At 44.2% G+C, this 19,274-nt stretch carries 16 protein-coding genes; 14 read left to right on the plus strand and 2 right to left on the minus strand.

Annotation, left to right across the window (positions count from 1 at the left end; translation table 11 throughout):
• Positions 1-62 precede the first annotated feature (62 nt).
• The 11 genes from SATMO3_RS13565 (at position 63) to SATMO3_RS13615 (ending at position 12,451) form a co-directional block, all read left to right on the plus strand.
• Positions 63-1,541, plus strand: a complete 1,479-nt coding sequence (locus SATMO3_RS13565; RefSeq protein ID WP_371381298.1) for a YdiU family protein — start codon at positions 63-65, stop codon at positions 1,539-1,541.
• 446 nt (positions 1,542-1,987) lie between these two features.
• Complete coding sequence (locus tag SATMO3_RS13570) at positions 1,988-2,311, plus strand: hypothetical protein (protein WP_371381299.1); 324 nt, start codon at positions 1,988-1,990, stop codon at positions 2,309-2,311.
• A 229-nt stretch (positions 2,312-2,540) separates the two neighbouring features.
• Positions 2,541-2,738, plus strand: coding sequence for a DUF3311 domain-containing protein (locus SATMO3_RS13575; RefSeq protein WP_371381300.1), 198 nt, complete (start codon positions 2,541-2,543; stop codon positions 2,736-2,738).
• A gap of 20 nt (positions 2,739-2,758) precedes the next feature.
• Complete coding sequence (locus tag SATMO3_RS13580; protein WP_371381301.1) at positions 2,759-4,237, plus strand: sodium:solute symporter; 1,479 nt, start codon at positions 2,759-2,761, stop codon at positions 4,235-4,237.
• A gap of 52 nt (positions 4,238-4,289) precedes the next feature.
• Complete coding sequence (locus SATMO3_RS13585) at positions 4,290-5,597, plus strand: amidohydrolase (RefSeq protein ID WP_371381302.1); 1,308 nt, start codon at positions 4,290-4,292, stop codon at positions 5,595-5,597.
• A gap of 282 nt (positions 5,598-5,879) precedes the next feature.
• A complete protein-coding gene (locus SATMO3_RS13590) occupies positions 5,880-6,668 on the plus strand; it encodes a hypothetical protein (protein ID WP_371381303.1) in 789 nt (262 codons plus the stop codon).
• Positions 6,656-7,921, plus strand: coding sequence for a glycosyltransferase family 2 protein (locus tag SATMO3_RS13595; protein ID WP_371381304.1), 1,266 nt, complete (start codon positions 6,656-6,658; stop codon positions 7,919-7,921). Before SATMO3_RS13590 ends, SATMO3_RS13595 begins: the two co-directional genes overlap by 13 nt.
• Positions 7,922-7,934: 13 nt before the next feature.
• Positions 7,935-8,954 (plus strand): hypothetical protein, encoded by a 1,020-nt coding sequence (locus SATMO3_RS13600; protein WP_371381305.1) that lies wholly within the window; start codon positions 7,935-7,937, stop codon positions 8,952-8,954.
• 68 nt (positions 8,955-9,022) lie between these two features.
• Positions 9,023-10,777: a hypothetical protein gene (locus SATMO3_RS13605; RefSeq protein WP_371381306.1), complete on the plus strand. Its 1,755-nt coding sequence runs from the start codon at positions 9,023-9,025 to the stop codon at positions 10,775-10,777.
• Positions 10,704-11,642 (plus strand): hypothetical protein, encoded by a 939-nt coding sequence (locus tag SATMO3_RS13610; RefSeq protein WP_371381307.1) that lies wholly within the window; start codon positions 10,704-10,706, stop codon positions 11,640-11,642. The genes SATMO3_RS13605 and SATMO3_RS13610 overlap by 74 nt, the downstream gene beginning before the upstream one ends.
• Positions 11,639-12,451: a YaiO family outer membrane beta-barrel protein gene (locus tag SATMO3_RS13615; protein WP_371381308.1), complete on the plus strand. Its 813-nt coding sequence runs from the start codon at positions 11,639-11,641 to the stop codon at positions 12,449-12,451. Before SATMO3_RS13610 ends, SATMO3_RS13615 begins: the two co-directional genes overlap by 4 nt.
• 156 nt (positions 12,452-12,607) lie before the next feature.
• Here SATMO3_RS13615 and SATMO3_RS13620 read toward each other — a convergent pair whose 3' ends face one another.
• Positions 12,608-12,805, minus strand: coding sequence for a hypothetical protein (locus SATMO3_RS13620; RefSeq protein ID WP_371381309.1), 198 nt, complete (start codon positions 12,803-12,805; stop codon positions 12,608-12,610).
• Positions 12,806-13,012: 207 nt separating this feature from the next.
• Here SATMO3_RS13620 and SATMO3_RS13625 point away from each other — a divergent pair, with 207 nt between their 5' ends.
• The 3 genes from SATMO3_RS13625 (at position 13,013) to SATMO3_RS13635 (ending at position 16,802) form a co-directional block, all read left to right on the plus strand.
• Entirely contained in the window at positions 13,013-13,195 is a 183-nt protein-coding gene (locus tag SATMO3_RS13625; RefSeq protein ID WP_371381310.1) for a hypothetical protein, read from the plus strand.
• A 550-nt stretch (positions 13,196-13,745) separates the two neighbouring features.
• The gene (locus tag SATMO3_RS13630; RefSeq protein WP_371381311.1) at positions 13,746-15,041 is read left to right on the plus strand and encodes a dicarboxylate/amino acid:cation symporter; all 1,296 of its coding nucleotides are present in this window, start codon (positions 13,746-13,748) and stop codon (positions 15,039-15,041) included.
• A gap of 321 nt (positions 15,042-15,362) precedes the next feature.
• Entirely contained in the window at positions 15,363-16,802 is a 1,440-nt protein-coding gene (locus tag SATMO3_RS13635; RefSeq protein WP_371381312.1) for a sodium:solute symporter family protein, read from the plus strand.
• 146 nt (positions 16,803-16,948) lie between these two features.
• On the opposite strand, the gene SATMO3_RS13640 is transcribed toward SATMO3_RS13635, so the two are convergent.
• Entirely contained in the window at positions 16,949-19,198 is a 2,250-nt protein-coding gene (locus SATMO3_RS13640; protein ID WP_371381313.1) for an ATP-binding protein, read from the minus strand.
• Positions 19,199-19,274: the final 76 nt, after the last annotated feature.

Genomic DNA, 19,274 nt, shown 5'->3' on the forward strand with positions numbered 1-19,274 from the left:
TGAAACGGTATAATACGCTGCTGGAAGCAGACACTAAAAGAAAATGAAAAAGAGGAGACAGGATGGAAACAGGCAATACATCAACAATAGAGATAGGCTGGAACTTAGATAACAGTTATGCAAGATTGCCGGATTTACTATTTACCTGCCTTAAGCCAACTCCGGTACGCGCGCCCAATCTGGTATTTTTTAATTATCCCTTAGCCGCAGGATTAGGGCTGGATACCCGTGCTCTTAGTAGTAAAGAAGGCATCGAAATATTGGCGGGCAACCGCACTCCTGTCGGAGCATTGCCGCTTGCACAGGCTTATGCTGGGCATCAATTTGGGCATTTTACAATGTTAGGAGATGGACGGGCACTGCTGCTGGGCGAGCAGATAACTCCTCGGGGTGAGCGGTTTGACATTCAACTAAAAGGTTCAGGTATAACTCCATATTCACGCGGGGGCGACGGACGTGCCGCCCTTGCCCCAATGCTGCGCGAATATATCATAAGCGAAGCAATGCATACGCTGGGTGTTGCCACCACTCGCAGCCTGGCGGTAGTAACAACCGGTGAAACTATAGTACGCGAAACCTTTCAGCCGGGTGCTGTCTTGACCCGCATTGCCGCCAGTCACCTTCGTGTCGGCACTTTTCAGTATGTTTCCCATTGGGGTTCTATTGAGGAGCTTCGAATCCTGGCAGACTATACGCTGGAGCGTCACTGTCCAGATGTTGAATTAGATGAGAAGCGGTATCTTTCACTGCTTCAGGCAGTAATCGAGCGCCAAGCCGCACTGATTGCCAAATGGCAATTAGTTGGTTTTATTCACGGCGTGATGAACACCGATAATATGACTATTAGTGGCGAAACCATTGATTATGGTCCCTGCGCCTTTATGGATGCCTACGACCCAGCCACAGTATTCAGCTCTATTGACATGCAAGGCCGGTATGCTTATGGTAATCAGCCTCATATCGCCGCATGGAATCTGACGCGGTTTGCGGAAACATTATTGCCGCTGTTGCATGCTGATCAGGCGCAGGCTATCAACTTGGCCCAGGATGCGCTGCAGAATTTTGCCGAGCTGTACCAGCGCAATTGGCTTAGGGGAATGCGTTCAAAACTGGGAATATTTAATGATGAAGAAACACACGATGATTCCCTTATCACAGGCCTGTTAGATGCGATGCAGAAGTATGGTGCGGATTATACTAATACTTTTCGTGCATTGACGTTTGATACTCCGGAAGAAACGGTGCTGTATGGAACAGCAGAGTTTACTCAGTGGTTTGACCTGTGGCAGGCAAGACTAGGCCGACAGCGGGAAACCATAACTGCTTCACACCAATTGATGAAAAACAGCAATCCGGCGGTAATTCCCCGCAACCACCGGGTGGAAGCTGCACTGGAAGCCGCAACACAAGGTGACTACAACGTGATGGAGAAGCTGCTTGCTGTTCTTGCAAATCCTTATGCTCATTCCCGGGAGCAGGCAGAATATTCCACCCTGCCTGAGCCGTCATCCTGCCCATATCGAACATTTTGCGGGACCTGATATAAAGGAGATTATTATACAAGGCAAATAAACATAGTAAGTATCGCTATCCGACTCAGACGCAAACTGTTTCAGCGGCAACAGCAGAGAGGTCAGTCTCTGTTGTTGAGATTGCTACATCGTGCCAAAGTTTAATAAGATGGCGCAAGAATTACAGGAAAGTATCGCGAATTCAAAATGTCTTACCTGAATCAAAGCCACTTGCTTAGGGGGCGTAGCTCAAAACTGACTTGCTGCTAACATCAATAGCAACTCGGTAACGTTATTTGCCATTTCAGCACTGTTTTAGTAACATTTGGAAAAAATAATTTGCCTATCGTTATTTGTTCCTATATAGTATATTTGCTAGCAGTGTATTGGTAGGCAAAGACAGGATTAGCGTAACTGTCTGCGGCGTATCTTATCTTTCCATTGTTCGAGTAATATTTTTGAAAGCGGGTGTATTAATGAACAATCGGTTTGACGGTGTATACTCCAGCCTCCAGGAAATATTAAACAATACGTTAGGGCGTCCGGTAAAAGTATTCGGTAATCTGCAGGAAAATGACGATACAAAAATTTTGGAAGAATTTGAGCTGAGAAAGAATGAGACTAGCCAGTCTTTACAGGTGGCCCTCCATTTTGATGATTCTTCCTGCCGTACTTTTAACAGAGTGGTAGCGGCAACAATAGACTGGGGATATTTGCAAAAGCGTACTAAGCCGATAGTATGGTTATGTGAAGATAGCAATGATGGTTTTTATAAGATTTTATTTGACGTAAAGCATTAATTAACAGAATACCCGACAGTGAGATTACCAGATAATTTTATTGAAAAACTGGTTCATGCCGCCTAGACTTGGTTTAGGCGTTTTTTTATGACTGGATAAATATTCAGTTTGAGTAAAATTATTGAAAAAATAGAAACGTATGTATTATAATAAAGTGAAGTTTTTAAATATCTCAATGACGAGACTCCCTAAAAGGTGTCTCTATTTTTTTAGGAAGGGAGGGGAATATGTGGACATTCTAAAAGTAATTTTAACATTGGTTCCTTTTGTCTGGATTGTTGGTATGATACCATTTGTCAATAAAGTGTATCCGATTATCTGCGGACTGCCTTTTTTGGCATTTTGGTTATTTGCCGGCATATTTGTCGCATTTGGCTGCCTGAAAATTGTATACAAAATAGACTCAAGAAAAGACACCGAACTTTAGTTTTAAAAGGAGGTTAGAGTATGGCAAATGATGTAATTGCATTACTGGTGATTTTTGCATTCATTATTGTAGCGACCGTAGTGGGCATGATACCTGGCATGAAGAAAAAATTGGATCTTGAGGAATGGGCCGTTGGGGGCCGAAGTTTTGGCAGGTGGCTAAGCTGGTTTGTTTTAGCCGGTGAGATTTATACAGCGTTTGCTTTTCTCGGTGCCAGCGGTTGGGCATATAGCCGGGGAGCTCCCGCATTTTACATGCTCGGTTATGGGGCATTGGCTTATGTGGTAGGATATTATGTGTTACCTAAGATTTCACCGCTTGGTAAACAGTTTGGCTTAATGACTCAGCCGGATTTGGTTGAGCATTTATATAAAAGTAGAACCCTGGCCATACTGACAGCCATCATTGGTGTAGCGTTCCTGCTCCCGTACCTGCAGTTGCAGCTTACCGGTTTGGGGCTAATCATTGAAACCTGTTCTTATGGACAATTGACTCGCGTACCTGCCATGATGATAGCATTCGTCCTGGTCGCTTCGTTCGTATATTTAAGCGGATTGAAAGGCGTTGCCGCAACAGCTGTAATCAAGGACGTTACTATGATGGCGGCAGTTGCTTTTTTTGGATTATATCTTCCCATACATTATTTTGGTAGTGTAGGTGGCATGTTTGAAGCTTTGGACGCGGCCAAACCGGGATTTCTGACCTTGCCGGGCGGCACCAAGAACTTGGATGTAAGCTGGACGATGTCAACATTGCTGTTGACCGGCTTAGGGTTTTATATGTGGCCGCATTTTGTGCCAAACAGCTTTAGCGCCCGTAATCCTAACGTCCTTAGGCATAACGCCGTTTACCTGCCGCTGTATCAAATATGCTTCCTGTTTCCAATGCTGATTGGTTTCACGGCTATTCTGGTATTAAGCTCACCGTTAAAAACACCGGATATGGCCTTCATGACAATGGTCCGCGAAACCTTTCCGGGCTGGGCGTTGGGCCTTGTTGGCGGTGCGGGGGCTCTGGCCTGTATGATTCCGGCAGCCGACTTGCTTCTGTCTACGTCCATGCTATGCACACGCGGTATTTACTGTAAAACAATAGGTAAAGATGCCTCGCCGGAAAAAGTGGCTTTTCTTGCCCGGGCAGCAGTTCTGGTACTTACCTGTATAGCCTTATGTCTGGCGATATATCTTCCCAATATGCTGGTTAACCTCTTGCTTACCGGTTACTCGGGAGTTACCCAATTCTTCCCTATGATTGTATTAGGACTTTTTTGGAAAAAGGCTACCAAGCTGGGTGCATATATCGGGTTAATTATCGGTGAAATATTGGTCTTCGTTTTGATTTTAGGCAAGATGGATCCCTTTGCGTTTGCCGGAATGAATTTTAATGCCGGTTTTGTAGCTTTAGTCGTCAATATGACTTGCTACGTATTGATTAGTTTAGCAACGTATAGACCTGTCGAGGCCGGAAGTAACAATTCGTATACAAGCCAGAGACTGTAAATAGATGCGAATTTAGTGTCTGTTTTAATCTTAAGGAAAGGTTGTATGGCTGATGGAAACATATCTTAAGCAAGACGAAATAATTGAAAACTATTATAAGGATGCTGTAGAATGGCGGCGTCAACTTCATAAATGTCCTCAGGCAGCCTGGCTTGAATATTTTGCGACCGGCTTTATCGCTGAAAAACTCTCCGAGTGGGACTATACCCTCTTTTTAGGCAAAGATATAATTGATCCTGCCAAGCAAATCATGCTGCCAGGTGTTGATAAACATGAGCAAGAATACCAGCAGGCATTGAAGTTTGGTATAAAAGAAAAATATATTTTGGCGGCAAAAGGCGGATTTACCGGAGTAGTGGCAGTTCTTAAGGGCGGCTTGCCCGGGCCGACTGTAGGTTTTCGGTTTGATATCGACTCTAATGAGGTGTGCGAGGCTGGTGATTACGAACATAGACCGGCGCGAGAAGGGTTTGTCTCGGAGAATCCGGGGTATGCCCATATGTGCGGGCATGATGCTCACGCGGCTATAGGCTTACTGGTGGCTCGGTATTTTAGCGAAAACCGGGAAATAGTAAAAGGTACAATCAAATTTATTTTTCAACCTAATGAGGAGAACCTTTCCGGTGCAGCCGCCATGGTGGCCGCAGGCGTTGTAGACGATGTGGAGTATCTTGTCGGCGGGCATGTTGGCACCAGTCTGAAGCAACTTGGCGAGATAGCCGTAAACGTAAACAACATTTATCCAATCTCGCGTTTTGAAGTTGCTTACCGTGGCCGGGCCGCTCACGCCGCAATCCAGCCCAATGCGGGCAAGAATGCGTTGCTGGGCGCCTGTGTGGCGGTGACAAGCCTTTATGCTATCGCCCGGCACGGCGACGGGGCATCTCAGATTAATGTGGGAACAATGACCGCGGGTACAGATTGGAATGTAATTCCTGACAGGGCTGCTTTCCGGCTGGAAACACGGGGAGAGACAGATAGCATCAATGCCTATATGGTGGCTAGGGCCAAGGAGATATTAGCAGGAGTTGCTGCAATGTATGATTTGGAACTTGACATTGTACCCGCAGCAGCTGCCTTTGGCGGTGTAAATTCGCCTGAACTGGTCGCCTTAGGTTCAAAAGTTGTCCGGTCATTGCCTTCTGTTAAGCGCGTTATACCAGAGGCGGGCTTAAACGGATCTGAGGATTTTACCGTGATGATGCGACATGTCCAAAACCAGGGCGGCCAGGCTATGTTTGTGCTGTATGGAACGCCAACCGGCGGAGGACACCACAACGCCGCCTTTGACGTTGACGAGCGGGTAATCGCCAATGGCGCGAAGTTTTTGGCGGCATTCTATAGCGAAGTTGCGAAATAACGCGTTTGGATGAGCTGGCAATGATTTTACCAATCAAATTAAAGTATCATAATGACAATATTAAATCCGGCTATCCAAAAGATAGCCGGATTTAATATTGGGAAAACCTGATTAGGTTATGGCAGAATGGATGTTTATGTTTGTTGACATAAGTAATTTGCAAATTGTATTATTTAGACTAGGAGAACTATCAGTTAAGAGCACCGTATTTGCGATTATCCATTCTTCATTAACGCTAGAAATGGGTTTGGTTCAAAATATATAAGACCCATGGAGACAAGGATGCAACCCCCAATTGAAAACGGGAAATCCGTAATTCTCTATCATCGTTCTTATCGCAAGCTGCCGGGATCAGTCCAATTGTTCCTGTTGCAATTTGTTTGTATGGCAGTTCCCCTAGCTGCTTTAACAGCTTATAACTATCCAAAGCTTACTCACGCCATTTGTTTACTGGCGGAAACCATACTATCGCCTTTTTACGCTCATGATACAGTTATGATTACTCAAGGCCCCTTTTTGGCTGCTGTTGGTTATTTAAATTTTCTTAATGTCCCTGGCAAGTACCCAACGTTTGGGTTTTCCATTGTTAATTTTGCAATTTCACTTGTTCTCTTGCTGTTTTTGGTATATTTTTGTAAACCCAGACCTTTAAATATTTGCTTAATCCCTATTGTTACTGTGCATATGCTGGCTTCGTGTTTTTTTGCCGTGTCACCTAACTTGTTTCCTTATGATACCGCAGATTATTCCTACTTATATATGGTACAACAAATCAGCATATTATTATTTGTTCCATTCATCATGGGGGTTGCCCTCTTACCATTGCCATCTGGTACGATGACAAAATTCCTGACAATGATTGCAACCTATCTATATTCATTAACGTTTGGTACAGTTCGCTATGTTGCGATTCTTTACTTCCTGTCCAAAGCATCTTTGCTATATATGGCGTTACTGTTTTTCGCCTTTGGGCCGTTACTGGATTTCGCCTATATTGTAGGCATCTATAGCATTCATGTTACTTGGCTTGCGAAAAAAATAAAGGGGGATTTTTCCTTATGGCGCTGGTAATCATATCCCTGCTGAAGGCTTTTCTTCTGTTTACAGTCGCCATAATGGCAGTGTACTCAATAAGACACTTTCTCTTTACACTTAATAGGCTGTTTGGAGAACAGCGGTTATACTATCAGGACATTATAGATTCCGATTTACCCACGGTATCGGTGCTGATTCCTATGCATAACGAGGAAAAGGTTGCAGCACATATCCTTGAGCGATTGCTGAAGTCTGACTATGATCAGGACAAGTTTGAAATTATTCCCGTCAATGATTTCTCGCAGGATGGAACAAGGAATATTCTTGATTACTATGCGTCACGGCATGCTTTCATCAAGCCAATACACCGCTACAGCGGCGAGCGCGGCAAACCGGCCGCGCTAAACGATGCCATTGTACAGGCAAGCGGCGAAGTTATCATTGTTTTTGACGCCGACTATCTTCCGCCCAGCAGTATATTAAAAGATATTGCTGTCTGCTTTAAAGATCCGGAAGTAGGGGCAGTCATGGGACGGGTAGTTCCGGTTAATACTAAGACAAACTTAATGACACGTCTTCTTGACCTGGAGCGATCCGGGGGGTATCAGGTGGATCAGCAAGCCCGCTACAATTTGGGGCTATTGCCGCAATACGGCGGAACTGTCGGAGGTTTTAAACGAAGTGTTGTTGTCGGGCTCGGCTGCTTTTACACAGATATATTGGCCGAAGATACCGAACTGACGTACCGGCTGTCGCTCAACGGGTGGAAAATATTATATGCCAATAGAGCGGAATGCTATGAAGAAGTACCAGAGACCTGGGAGGTACGGGCGCGGCAAATCAGGCGCTGGTCACGGGGACACAATAGTGTTATGTTTCGATATTTTTTAGCAGTCCTCAAATCGCCGTATCTTTCCTGGCGGGAAAGGTTCGATGGAATCCTGCTGCTTATTGTTTACTCTGTACCCGTAGTTCTGCTCTTAGGCCTTGCCAGCTCGGTCCTCCTGTTTTTTCTTGGGCAGATGCAAATTTTTAGCGGGCTGGGTTTTTTACTATTTATCGGCGCATATAGCACTTTTGGCAATTTTGCCCCATTCTATCAAGTAGGGACTGCTTGTCTCCTGGATGGCACCTCACAGCGTATTTTGTTATTGCCATTACTGGTATTTAATTTTTTCTTCAATATGTGGTATATAGCAAAAGGATTCGCAGATGCCGTCATTGACGCAATCACCCTGCGCAAATCCAATTGGCACAAGACGGAACGCTTCAGACAGAGCACGGTATAAAGGGGTCTGTATCATGACGATTATCCTTTTTTCCTTGCTAATCTTCTTGCTAATTCTGCCGTTTGTTCCCGGAGTGCGCGAACTGTGGCGGAAAGAAGACGCGGCGCCTTTATATATTAATATGGAGTCTCACCGGGAGCCACGCTATTTTGGTCTGGCTTTCAGGAAGATGCTGAAAAGGTCGCTGGCCGGCTATGCGGGGGCGAGGGGAGTTTTCAGTATTAGCCTGTCCAAGCAGGAACAGATTGAGGTAGTTGATACTGCTGCTATTGGCGACAATAGCAACATTAAGAACATTTATTATGTTGAGAAGACCTTGCAAACTGGCAGCAAGGTGGTATTTGAAAAGGAAATATACGCCTGCGGGGATGTGATCATTGGTGAGAATAACCGGTTGCGGGCGTTGGCTTGTGATGGCGATATCCGCATTCTTCAAGGTACCAAGTTTACTCGCTGGCTTGACGCCGAAGGAAATATCCGGGTTGATGAGCAGTGTTCACTTGGCGTTAGCGCCGCCTGCGGGCAAGAATTGTCTATCTCCCGGCAGTGTCTGTTTAAGAGGCTTTATGGCTTCCCTGTTGTTACATTGCCTTGTCTGGACGCAGGCAAGCCGGTGACTGAAAAGGGTGAAAGCTTTCAAACGGACGGTGTCCGCCAGGATGAGCCGGAACGCAATCTCTCCATTGTACCGGCTCACAGCCGGCAGCATTGTGATTTTATTGCTGCCCACTCGCTGATCATTGGCGAGTATGCCATTATTGACGGCCACATCAAAACTCATGGCGATCTGACTGCTGCACCGGAAGTCACAATTTTGGGCAATATTTTTGCCGAAGGTAATATCCGGATTGGGCCGCACTGTAAGGTGTTAGGAACAATATTTACACAAGGTCACATATTGCTGGAGAAAGGTGTTACTATTGGTACTTACTATACTGTCAAATCAGTAATCAGTAAAAAAGGCATTACACTTCATAGCGGTGTGAAGATTTTTGGTTTTGTTTCCACCGACGGGGAGGGAAGAGTCGTATAAGAAAGGTTCTGATAGTTGGAGTTCTGGGCTTATTTTTACTTGCTTTTCTGGCGGACCCTATACTAAAAATGTGGATGCCGTCTGACTATGGAGTTAAGGTCCTCGTAGTATTTCATCCCGACTATATTAAAGAATCCAATACCTTGGCCGCTTATGAGAGTGTGCTTAAAGAGGAAGGGGTTCCTTATGCGAGTGTGAATGTTTTCCAGCTTATGCGTAAAGTGCCTGATGAACTGGTAAAAACCGTTCCGGTAGTACTATTGCCTGACGGCATTTTGCAGAATGTGCCAAAGCAGTTTGGCGAATGGATAAAGCAATATCTCGCGCAAGGGGGAAATATTGCCGTTATCTATGATGTAGGTATTAAAGATAATAATGGCAATTATATGGAGCGCGCAACACTTGCCGACATTGTTGGTCTGAATTATATTACCTATCATACACTGGCAGCCAAAGCTTTTACGTACGGACAGCTTCGGTTTGTTTCACCGGAAAAACGTGATTTTTTCCAAATACCTCCGGGAAAAACTTTAGATGAGCTGGTATTAAGCAGTTATGGCTATGGTTCACTCCAATACCCCGTTGCGAGAAATGTGCCTATCCGGGAAATTTCTGACGGCGCAATCTATGCTTACAGCGATACCGGCAAAAGTGAGGCACTCCCCGCCATATTGCTTACCGATTACGCAAAGGGTAAAGTGCTATATGTAAATATACCGCTGGGCTATCTAAAAGGTAATAGCGATGATATGCCGTTAAGATCAATACTCAGGACCTATCTGTTCACAGTGGCCGAGGTTCCGCACATCGCTAATGTGGATCAGGGCCAGGGCGGAATTGTTATTAACTGGCATATTGATTCCAGTGTGGAACATGCTACATTGCCAGCCATGCAGGCCGGCGGTCTCCTGCGGCCGGGGCTGCAGTCGTCTTTCCATGTAACTGCCGGCGGCTTCCGCGATTACCCTAAGGATAGACTGGGGTATGACGCCGCTGGCGCAGGCAAAGATTTGACTTTAATGCTTAAAAACTACGGTGTAATAGGTTCTCATGGGGGATGGGCGCATAACTGGTTCATAGAAAATATATTAAACGGTTCTTTAAATGAACAAGACATCAGAAAATATATCGCTCTCAACAATGATGTTCTTGAGAAAATCACCGGCAATAAGGTAACTGAGTATTCCGCGCCCGGCGGCTTGCATCCCCAGCCGGTGATGACTCATATGCTTGGAGATATGGGGATTATTGCTTATTATTATACCGGCGATACCGGCAGCGCTCCTAACAGGACCTTTTATGATGGAAAGATGGTCAGTGATAAAGTTATTGCCTTTCCGGTTATGCCTCTTGGCCGTACTGCTTCACTGGGGGAAATGCAGGATCTGCATTATACCCAGGATAAAGTCGGGGAATGGCTGGGTGATATCCTGGCTTATGCTGCCCGCAATCGTACTGTCCGCCTCGTCTATTCCCATCCCTATGATATAGGAGAATATCCTACAGCTATAAAGGAATTCCTTGATAAAGCGGAAGCTTTGCAGGCAGCCGGGGAAATCAGCGTTCGCCCCATGAGTTATTATGCGAGTTTTTTTCTGCGCTTTCTCAAAACTACCTATAGCTTTGATTTACATGATAAGCAACTTGTTGTTTCCCTAAAGAATCCGGAAGGTTTGGCAGGCATCACTGTTGCCCTGCCTAAAGCAAAGTATCAAAAACCCAATTGGGAAGGGGGGCGGGTTAAGGAAGATGAACGGTATTATTACCTTGTGGTGCCAGATGGGCAGGAAACAGAAAAAATTATTACAATTAATTCTCGCTAGTATAGTGTTGTTTTTGGGCCTGCAGGAGACTGCTGCCGCCAGTCATCCTGCCCGCGCCATAATGGAGTTATATGACAGTGATCTTGTAGACCGGAACACTATTGAACCTTATATAGTATCTGTTCTGGCGTTGAATGAAGTCGAAAATAATAGAAATCTTAAACAGGTAGAAAAATTTATCGATTGGTATTTTAGCAGGCTCAATTATCCGGACCGATTCGGACTTACCGGCACTATCTACATTCGCACCCTCCATGGAGGACTGGAGCAGGCAACGCATAAATATGACTCTGTGGACGGGTATGCGGGCCTATTTCTCCATCTCCTTCAGCAATACGTTAATAAAACAGGCGATGTTGCCATTCTCCACAATAACTGGGCGAAAATCGAAGATATTGCCTATCTGCTGCCGTTACTGCAGGATAAGGATGGGCTGACCCGAGCGCTGCCGGATAGCCGGATTAAATATCTAATGGACAACTGCGAAGCTTACGGAGGGGTTACGGCATATATTGCTTTATGTAAGATTACCGGTAAGGGAAATGCTGTCTACTACAATAAGGTCCGTGATTCTATGGCGCAAGGAATCTGGGCTCGGCTCTATGATGCCGAAAATAAGATATTTGACTGGGCTGTTGAGGAAACCTATCTTAGCAAGTCGTCATGGCATAATGCATATCCGGATGCCTTTGCCCAGTTGTTCCCCATTTACTACGATCTTCTTACCGGCAGGCCGGTTATGAAAAATCATCTGTGGCAGCAAGTAAACAGTAATTTGGCAGCAAGGGTTTCTTTCCTGCCAATCGAACAACAGGTAATCTATAATCTTACCAAAAAGAAGCTGGAAAGTGCGGTAGCGCAATGACAAAAAGATTAAGCCTGGTTTTTTCGCTGTTGCTGGTTCTAGTGTTATATCCTTTTCAGCAGCTCAAGGCGCTGGATCAGAATGACGGTAAGCCAAACAGTCGGATTGAGTTATCAACGGCGTATGAATATCTTTCGCCACATTCCGGCTATGGTGATTGGAAAACTATATCTTTATCTTATTATCGGACAGGACAGCCTGACTTCACCTGGTATACTCAGTTTTTCAATTTTTCCCGGCCGGAAGGCAGCGGACAACTTGCGGCAGTAGGGGCATATAAGGATTGGAGTCGTTCCTTTTATACCTACACTGCGCTGGCAGCCGGGACAGAGACAGACTATTTGCCTAAGACCAGAATCGATCATAATTTTAATTTCAAATTTGGTCAAGCTAAAAACTGGATATGGTCTCTAGGCGGAAGCTACCTGCAATATTCCGGTGAACAGAAGGACTATATATTATCAACCGGTTTTACCGCATATCGGCATAATTCTGTTGCGGAGTACCGAATATTTCGGAACCAAAGCTATCCTGGAGCTGTTGGATCATATTCTTATTTGCTTTCCTTCGGGGTCGGACAGGAGAGAAAGCAATGGACAACAGCGACCTTTTCGGCCGGTAAGCAAGCATATTTGGCGACATACCTTGTAAAACCGGAAAAGGTAAACAAAAATTCTAAAATGATCTCATTTAACCATCGACGCTGGCTGGATGACCATCAAGGCATTTTCGGCGATCTTAGTTGGCTGGATCTGGAAGAGTCCTACCGGAAAACAGGTTTTTCCCTTGGATATTTTAGTGAATTTTGAATTTGACTTTTTAAAGTAAGGAGCCGCACTGAAGCGCAATGTTTCATGTGCGGCTCCCTGGTGTTTGGGGACTATTATCAGCCGGGCATGGAGCATTTTCCATGCGGCAGGCAGGGCTGAAGTGCAAAAAAACGTATTACTTCAGACGGCTGGCCGTTAAGGGGAATCCGGTGTGTTATCAAAGTCTGCAAGCCCAATGCTTTTTAAGATATCTAGCAGCTTTTTCTGTTCCTCGCGTAACATGCTGATTTTAACCTGTTGGACTTGGAGTTCCTTTTCTAATTCTTCTATCTTTAGTAATATTTGACGATAGTCTGCCCAGGTTATAGCTTTGCGGTTTTTCAGCTCCTCCATAGTCTCCTCCCCTTAAAAATAATCTCCATGTTCTATATTATGTCGATTGAAATAACGGGGCTACAGTATTTTTAAACTTTCAACAGTAGTTTAGTTAGGATAGAGCTGGAGTATTCAAAGCCTATCACACCATAGGCAACAATGCATAATATATATTAGCCAATAATCATTTCTTATTTAATGCAGATCATTAAAGGAGTGGTATAAATGTGTCCTTACTACGATAACGGCTGTAAAATAAAACATTTATATGCAGGAACGAATCTTTGTTCCGACAATTATTTAGGCTGTGCTTACTATATGGCTGCCACGGTACGCGGTGTTGAAGCGGTACCAGACACAATGACTGCTCTTGATTATGCATTGCTGCAAAAAACAGAGGCCGAATAAGAAAGCAGGGGCTGCCTTTATATAGTCTGCCTATAGAAGAGGCAGTTCAAAAAAATATTATTTTATGAGAAATGAATGCGGTTTGCCTAAACTTCGGTTTAGGCGATTTTTATTTTTGAGTAGTATTGTGCAGGCTTTAGTATTTTCACAAGATGTTCCTGGACTATTTTAAAAGCATTATTGTTTTTGTAAAGAGAACAAAAAGTGCAAATTCTTCCGTAGTTTGAGAATGAATAAAAAATAAAAACAAAAGTTGTAAAGTAATGGAAGGATTTTAACTATGATATAACGAATGGAATTTTCTTACTATCGAGAAAGGGGGGAAATAATAGTATTTGGAATTGCATTGCCTAAAAGTCATGACAGTAAAAGTCGCGAAGACATGGCCGCAGATATATTCGACCTGTTGTTGCCATAGAAGCGTTATCGACGAGTGTCATGATGGGGCTGCAAGGGGTAAAGGGTCGACCAGTTAATTTACTTGAAATTAATGGTTGCTTCCCTGGACCTTTTATTCTGGCGGTACTGTATTAATAAGGAGGGAACAACTATGAAAAAACCGGTGTATAAAATTCTATACGTACAAGTACTTATGGCGATCACAATTGGGGTGTTGCTCGGGCATTTTTATCCTGCCGTTGGCGCCGCCATGAAACCTTTAGGTGACGGGTTTATCAAGTTAATTAAAATGATTATTGCACCTGTTATTTTTTGTACTGTCGTCTTGGGAATAGCAGGAATGGGGGATATGAAGAAGGTAGGCCGTGTAAGCGGCAAAGCGCTGCTCTATTTTGAGATAGTATCAACGCTTGCCCTAATAGTCGGGTTAATCGTTGTTAATGTAGTGAAGCCTGGCATGGGGATGAATGCCGATGTCAGTACGCTGGATACCAAGGCGATTGCCAGCTATGCTTCGAAGGCCCAAGCGCAAAGTACGACAGATTTTATTATGAATATCATTCCTAATACTGTGACAGATGCTTTTGCAAAAGGTGACATTCTGCAAGTACTATTGTTTTCTATACTGTTTGGTGTTGCTCTTTCTGCCATGGGTGAACGGGCGAAAAGTTTGATCAGAATACTGGAAGAACTATCTCAGGGCTTTTTTCAGGTTGTCAGCATCATTATGAAAGTCGCTCCTATCGGCGCTTTCGGTGCAATGGCTTTTACCATTGGCAAGTATGGTTTAGCGTCACTAATCCCCCTTGCCAAGCTTATGGGCAGCTTTTATCTAACCTGTTTGTTATTTATATTTGTTATTCTTGGCCTAATCACCGCCTTAGCCGGTTTCAGCATTGTCAAATTTATCAGCTTTATAAAAGAAGAATTGCTTATTGTCCTGGGGACATCATCGTCCGAAAGCGTGTTACCGCGAATGATGGATAAAATGGAGAGGCTGGGATGTTCCAAGCCTGTGGTTGGACTGGTCATTCCTACCGGCTATTCTTTTAACCTGGACGGAACGTCTATCTATCTGACGATGGCCGCAGTTTTTGTAGCGCAGGCTACCAATACTGATTTGACATTGGGGCAGCAGCTTACCATGCTGGCCGTGTTGCTCATAACCTCGAAAGGTGCAGCAGGCGTCACTGGCAGTGGCTTTATCACACTGGCAGCTACACTCTCTGTGATTCCAACCGTCCCTTTGGCAGGTCTGGCCTTGATTTTGGGGATTGACCGCTTCATGTCGGAAGCGCGGGCGTTGACTAACCTGATCGGCAATGGGGTAGCTACTGTTGTTATTTCCCGCTGGGAGAACGAGTTGGACGCGAAGCAGTTGGCACTGGTGCTAAATTATGAAGATGAGCAGTATCAAAGCTCTCAGCAGCGCTCAAATTTGTATTAAGTCTTGGGATTATCAGGTGATTGGCGAGCTATAAATCAAAAGGTTTATAGCTCGTTTTTCTTAGCCAAAAGTTGTTTGAAAAGAGTAATTCCAGCTTTGGTTTCTATAGATAAGCGGCGCAGCCGTATTTCCTGTATATAAAGGTGCTTTAGCAAAATAACATAAATAATTGGAAGTTAGCTTGCAATGAAATTGACAGGCAAGATTATGCGCGTTATTATTATATTGTAGTTTTGGTGTCTGGTAGGTTGATGTTGTAGTATATGTAGTGTGTTTTTGTGCCTCCCGGTAAAAATTAAAATGTAGAAAGGTAGTATGGAAATGAGTATTCAATTGGTAATTATTGTATTGTACGTATGCGTTTTATTTGGAATTAGTATTTATGTAAAAAGAAGAGCCGAAAATAGCAGTGGCTTTTTGTTTGCCGGACGCAAGCTAACCACTACCCTGGTAGCTGCCAATATTGCCGGAACAGCAATTGGTGCTGCTTCGACCATTGGCGTGGCGGAGAATGCTTTTCAATTCGGGATTGCCGCCGGCTGGTATAATGTTGCCTGGGCGGCGGGCGCCGTAGCCATGGCTATGGTTGCGGCAGGCAAATATCGTGAGTTGAATTGCACGACCATACCTGAACTATTTGAGCGTTATTATGATAAAAAGGGGCGGGCAATCGCAGTATTGGGAATGATCACGATTCAACTGGTCATTACTTCACTGCAATATATAGCCGGTGGCGCAATTTTGTCGGCGTTGTTGCCCGATATATTTTCCTTGCATGGCGGCATGATAACCAGCGCAATTGTGTTTATAGGCACGACCATTCTTGGCGGCTTATGGTCATCAGGCTTGTCCAATATTCTAAGCACTACCCTCATTTATGCGGGGGTACTGACTAGCACCATGGTTATTGTTGCCAAGCAGGGCGGGATTAGCGCTATTGCTACGTCTTTGCCGGCCGGAGTGGACTGGTTCGGACCTGTAGGCGGTTTTGGTCTGGCTACCATTATTGGCTGGTTTGTCGTTATGATGACGCAAACAATTAGTGCACAGGGTCCTGTGCAGATAGCCTGTGCAGCCGTTGATAAAAAAGCGGCAAAACACGGTTTTTTGTGGGGCGCGCTTTTGATGTTCCCGATCGGTTTTGCCTGTGCAGTCATGGGTTTAGCAGCCAAGGCGGCTTATCCTGGCATGAATGCTACAATGGCTTTGCCACAGATGATAATGAGCCTCGACCCCGTAGTTGCAGGTTTAACGCTTGCCGCGCTTTGGGCGGCGGATGTTGCTACTGCCTGCCACATTCTACTGGCGGCAGGGACGCTATTTTCTCAGGATATTTACAAGCGCTTTTTTAAACCCGATATTAGTGACAGGCAGTACACCCTTGTTAACCGTTACGCAATTCTCATTTTAGGTGCTGTTACTTTATGGTTTGCATTTAACGCCGTTGGTATTGTGAAAACAATGCTTATTGGTCTTAGTCTCACAACAGCTTTTACCCTGGTATTTTTGTTTACCATGTTTATGCCGTCGCTTTGCCGGCGGAACACGGCCTTTTACACAACGTTGGCCGGCATTATAACGCTGGTTTGCTGGCAGATAGTGCCTGAAGTCCGGGTATTTGCCCATCCTATTTACCTGGAATGGGTTGTATGTTTCGTAACCTTTTTCATAGTTGCCGTAGTTGATAAAAATAAAATTCCTGCCGGTGAATCGAAAGTGTATGCAGAGGCAGATTTGGTGAGTGTAGAAGGACGCAATTAACAGCGCAACAAAGTCAGTCGTATGGCTCTATTATCCGGTAAAACCGGATAATAGAGCCATTTTAATGGCCGGCGTAAACCAATATTCAACAGTACGGCATTCCTGTCATTTCTTCACAGAATGACAGGAATGCCGTGAGCTGTTACTTATAGGAGGTGTTTGTCGAGTTTGGGAAACACCACCATAAAGGATGTTCCCTGAGGACCGGTATCGACCTTAATACTGGCACCATGCCTTTCTGCAATCCGGTAACATACAGGTAACCCTAACCCGGTGCCGTTTTCTTTGGTTGTAACGAATGGAATTCCCAGTTTTTTAATAACTTCTTCAGGTATTCCCGTTCCTGTGTCCTGTACCGTGAGGATAATACTGCCTGTTCTTTCATAAGTTCGAACAATAACTTTACCGCGATTTGCTAAAGCTTCAAACCCGTTTCTTACAAAGTTTAAAATTAACTGACGGATTTCTTTCTCATCAAATGCGAAATTGGAAATTTCATGAATATCTAATATAATTTCATGTCCTCTGCGGAGAGCATCGGCTTGAAGCAAGGGAAAAAGCGACTGGATAACTTCATTTAGATTGCCACACTTCATTTCAACTTTTTTGTTTTTGGCCAGAGATAAAAATTCGGTGATAATATTGTTAGCGCGATCCAATTCATCGATCATTAGCTTAAAGTGCCCATGATATCTGGCAAGCTCCTGCTTATCTTGCAATAACTGCAGGTATCCCCGGATTGTTGTCATAGGGTTGCGAACTTCGTGCCCAATGCCTGCGGCCATTTCCCCGATAAGATTAAGGCTGTCAAAACGGGTAAGCTCAGCTTCAAATTGTTTTTTTGCAGTTATATCCGTAATCGTAATCAATACACAGGGCTTATCATCAATGATATCCTTATCGCAGGATAATAAACCGGTACGCACTCCCTCGCACGAATAATATTGTATTTCATATCCGGAAACGTAGCCGTCCGAAAGCATGGCTTTGGTTATTTCCGCCTTGCTTTTTGGATCGTCCCACAAACAATATTCAACAATACTGCGGCCGAGGATCTCTTCCTGTAATAATCCACTTGCATTGAGGAAAGCATTATTTACAGCGATATAAGTATTGTTTTGTAAAGATACTAACATTATGATATTGGGATTCATATTGAAGGACTTTGACAGTCGGCCAATCAGTGTATGCAGGTCACCGGCCATTTTATTAAAGGCGATGGATAATTCTCCGATTTCGTCACTTCGATAGATTTTCGCCCGGCAGGATAAATCACCTGACGCAACTCTGTTTGTTACCTCTTTTAATGCATTAATTGGCTTTAACAGGTATTTTACCCGCTTTACCCAGCAGACGATAACAAGAACGGATAAGGTCATGGTTATCAGCATTGTATGCCAAATTGTTGTTTTTACCTGTCCTGTAAACTGGCTTTCCGGCGTGAGTGTAATAATTAACCAGTTTATGCCTGTATTGTTATATTCGGTTATTTTGATGTGCAAGCGATCATCTGCTGTTTTAACTGTCGATTGACCGACTTTGTTAATTTTATAATTGCGATAAGCGTTTGCGATATAGTCATTGCCAATCTGCTCTACTGTCAAGCCTGTAATTCCCCCAGTGGCCAGGGGAATGAAATTGGGCTGATTTAGTGAGTTGGCGACAAGCTGGCCCGAATTCTTTTCCACAATATACGCAGTTATTTTTCGATCCTTTGTGATTTCCTGCAAATAGGTGTTAATTTGCGAAAGAGTAAAGTGTGTCCCCATTACGCCTAAAAGAGTGCCTGCCTGATTGTAGACGGGATGGGCGGCGGTGAGAGCCAGGTCTTTAACTGCAAAGTGTTTGTAAATGGGCGAGAATGAAGGCGTTCTCTTATCTTGCGCGATTCTATACCAGTCTCTTATCCTGGGATCAAATCCGCCAAAATCGTTTACGAACTGCCCGGCGTTAAGACCGGGTGTAATTTGGAAATAGTGGGAATGTCCATTGGTCGTAGCGTCATTACGGATAATTTCGATTTGATTTTCCTCATTGCGCCGCGCGCCGTAGTATTCACCAGTTTCCGTGCCATAACTAAAGCCGTATATTTCACCAGGAGCTGTTTTCAGAACGCTGACAAAGAAAGGATCCCGTTGTTTCTGATCATAAATATCAACAACCTCGTACTTAATATTACTCCAATTCCCGGCATTAACGGTCAGCGGAATATTCATAAAGGCCTCTACGCGATCGGTGATTTCTTTTGCTGTTTCTTTTTCCCTGCAAATAATTAGATTATCCAGAGATTTAACCCAACCCGACAACATCGTACTGACAATAACAGCTATAAATATGAGGGTTACTGTTATGAATGAAAAAATAATATTATTCTGTAAAGAATTTTTGATATACACGCAGCTATAATCTCCAATCTTTTCCTGGAAGGTATTTATTTCTTAATTTCGACTGATATACAAAGACTCCTACTAA

Origin of the sequence: Sporomusa aerivorans, from assembly GCF_041428895.1 — a bacterium.
GTDB lineage: Bacteria > Bacillota > Negativicutes > Sporomusales > Sporomusaceae > Sporomusa > Sporomusa aerivorans.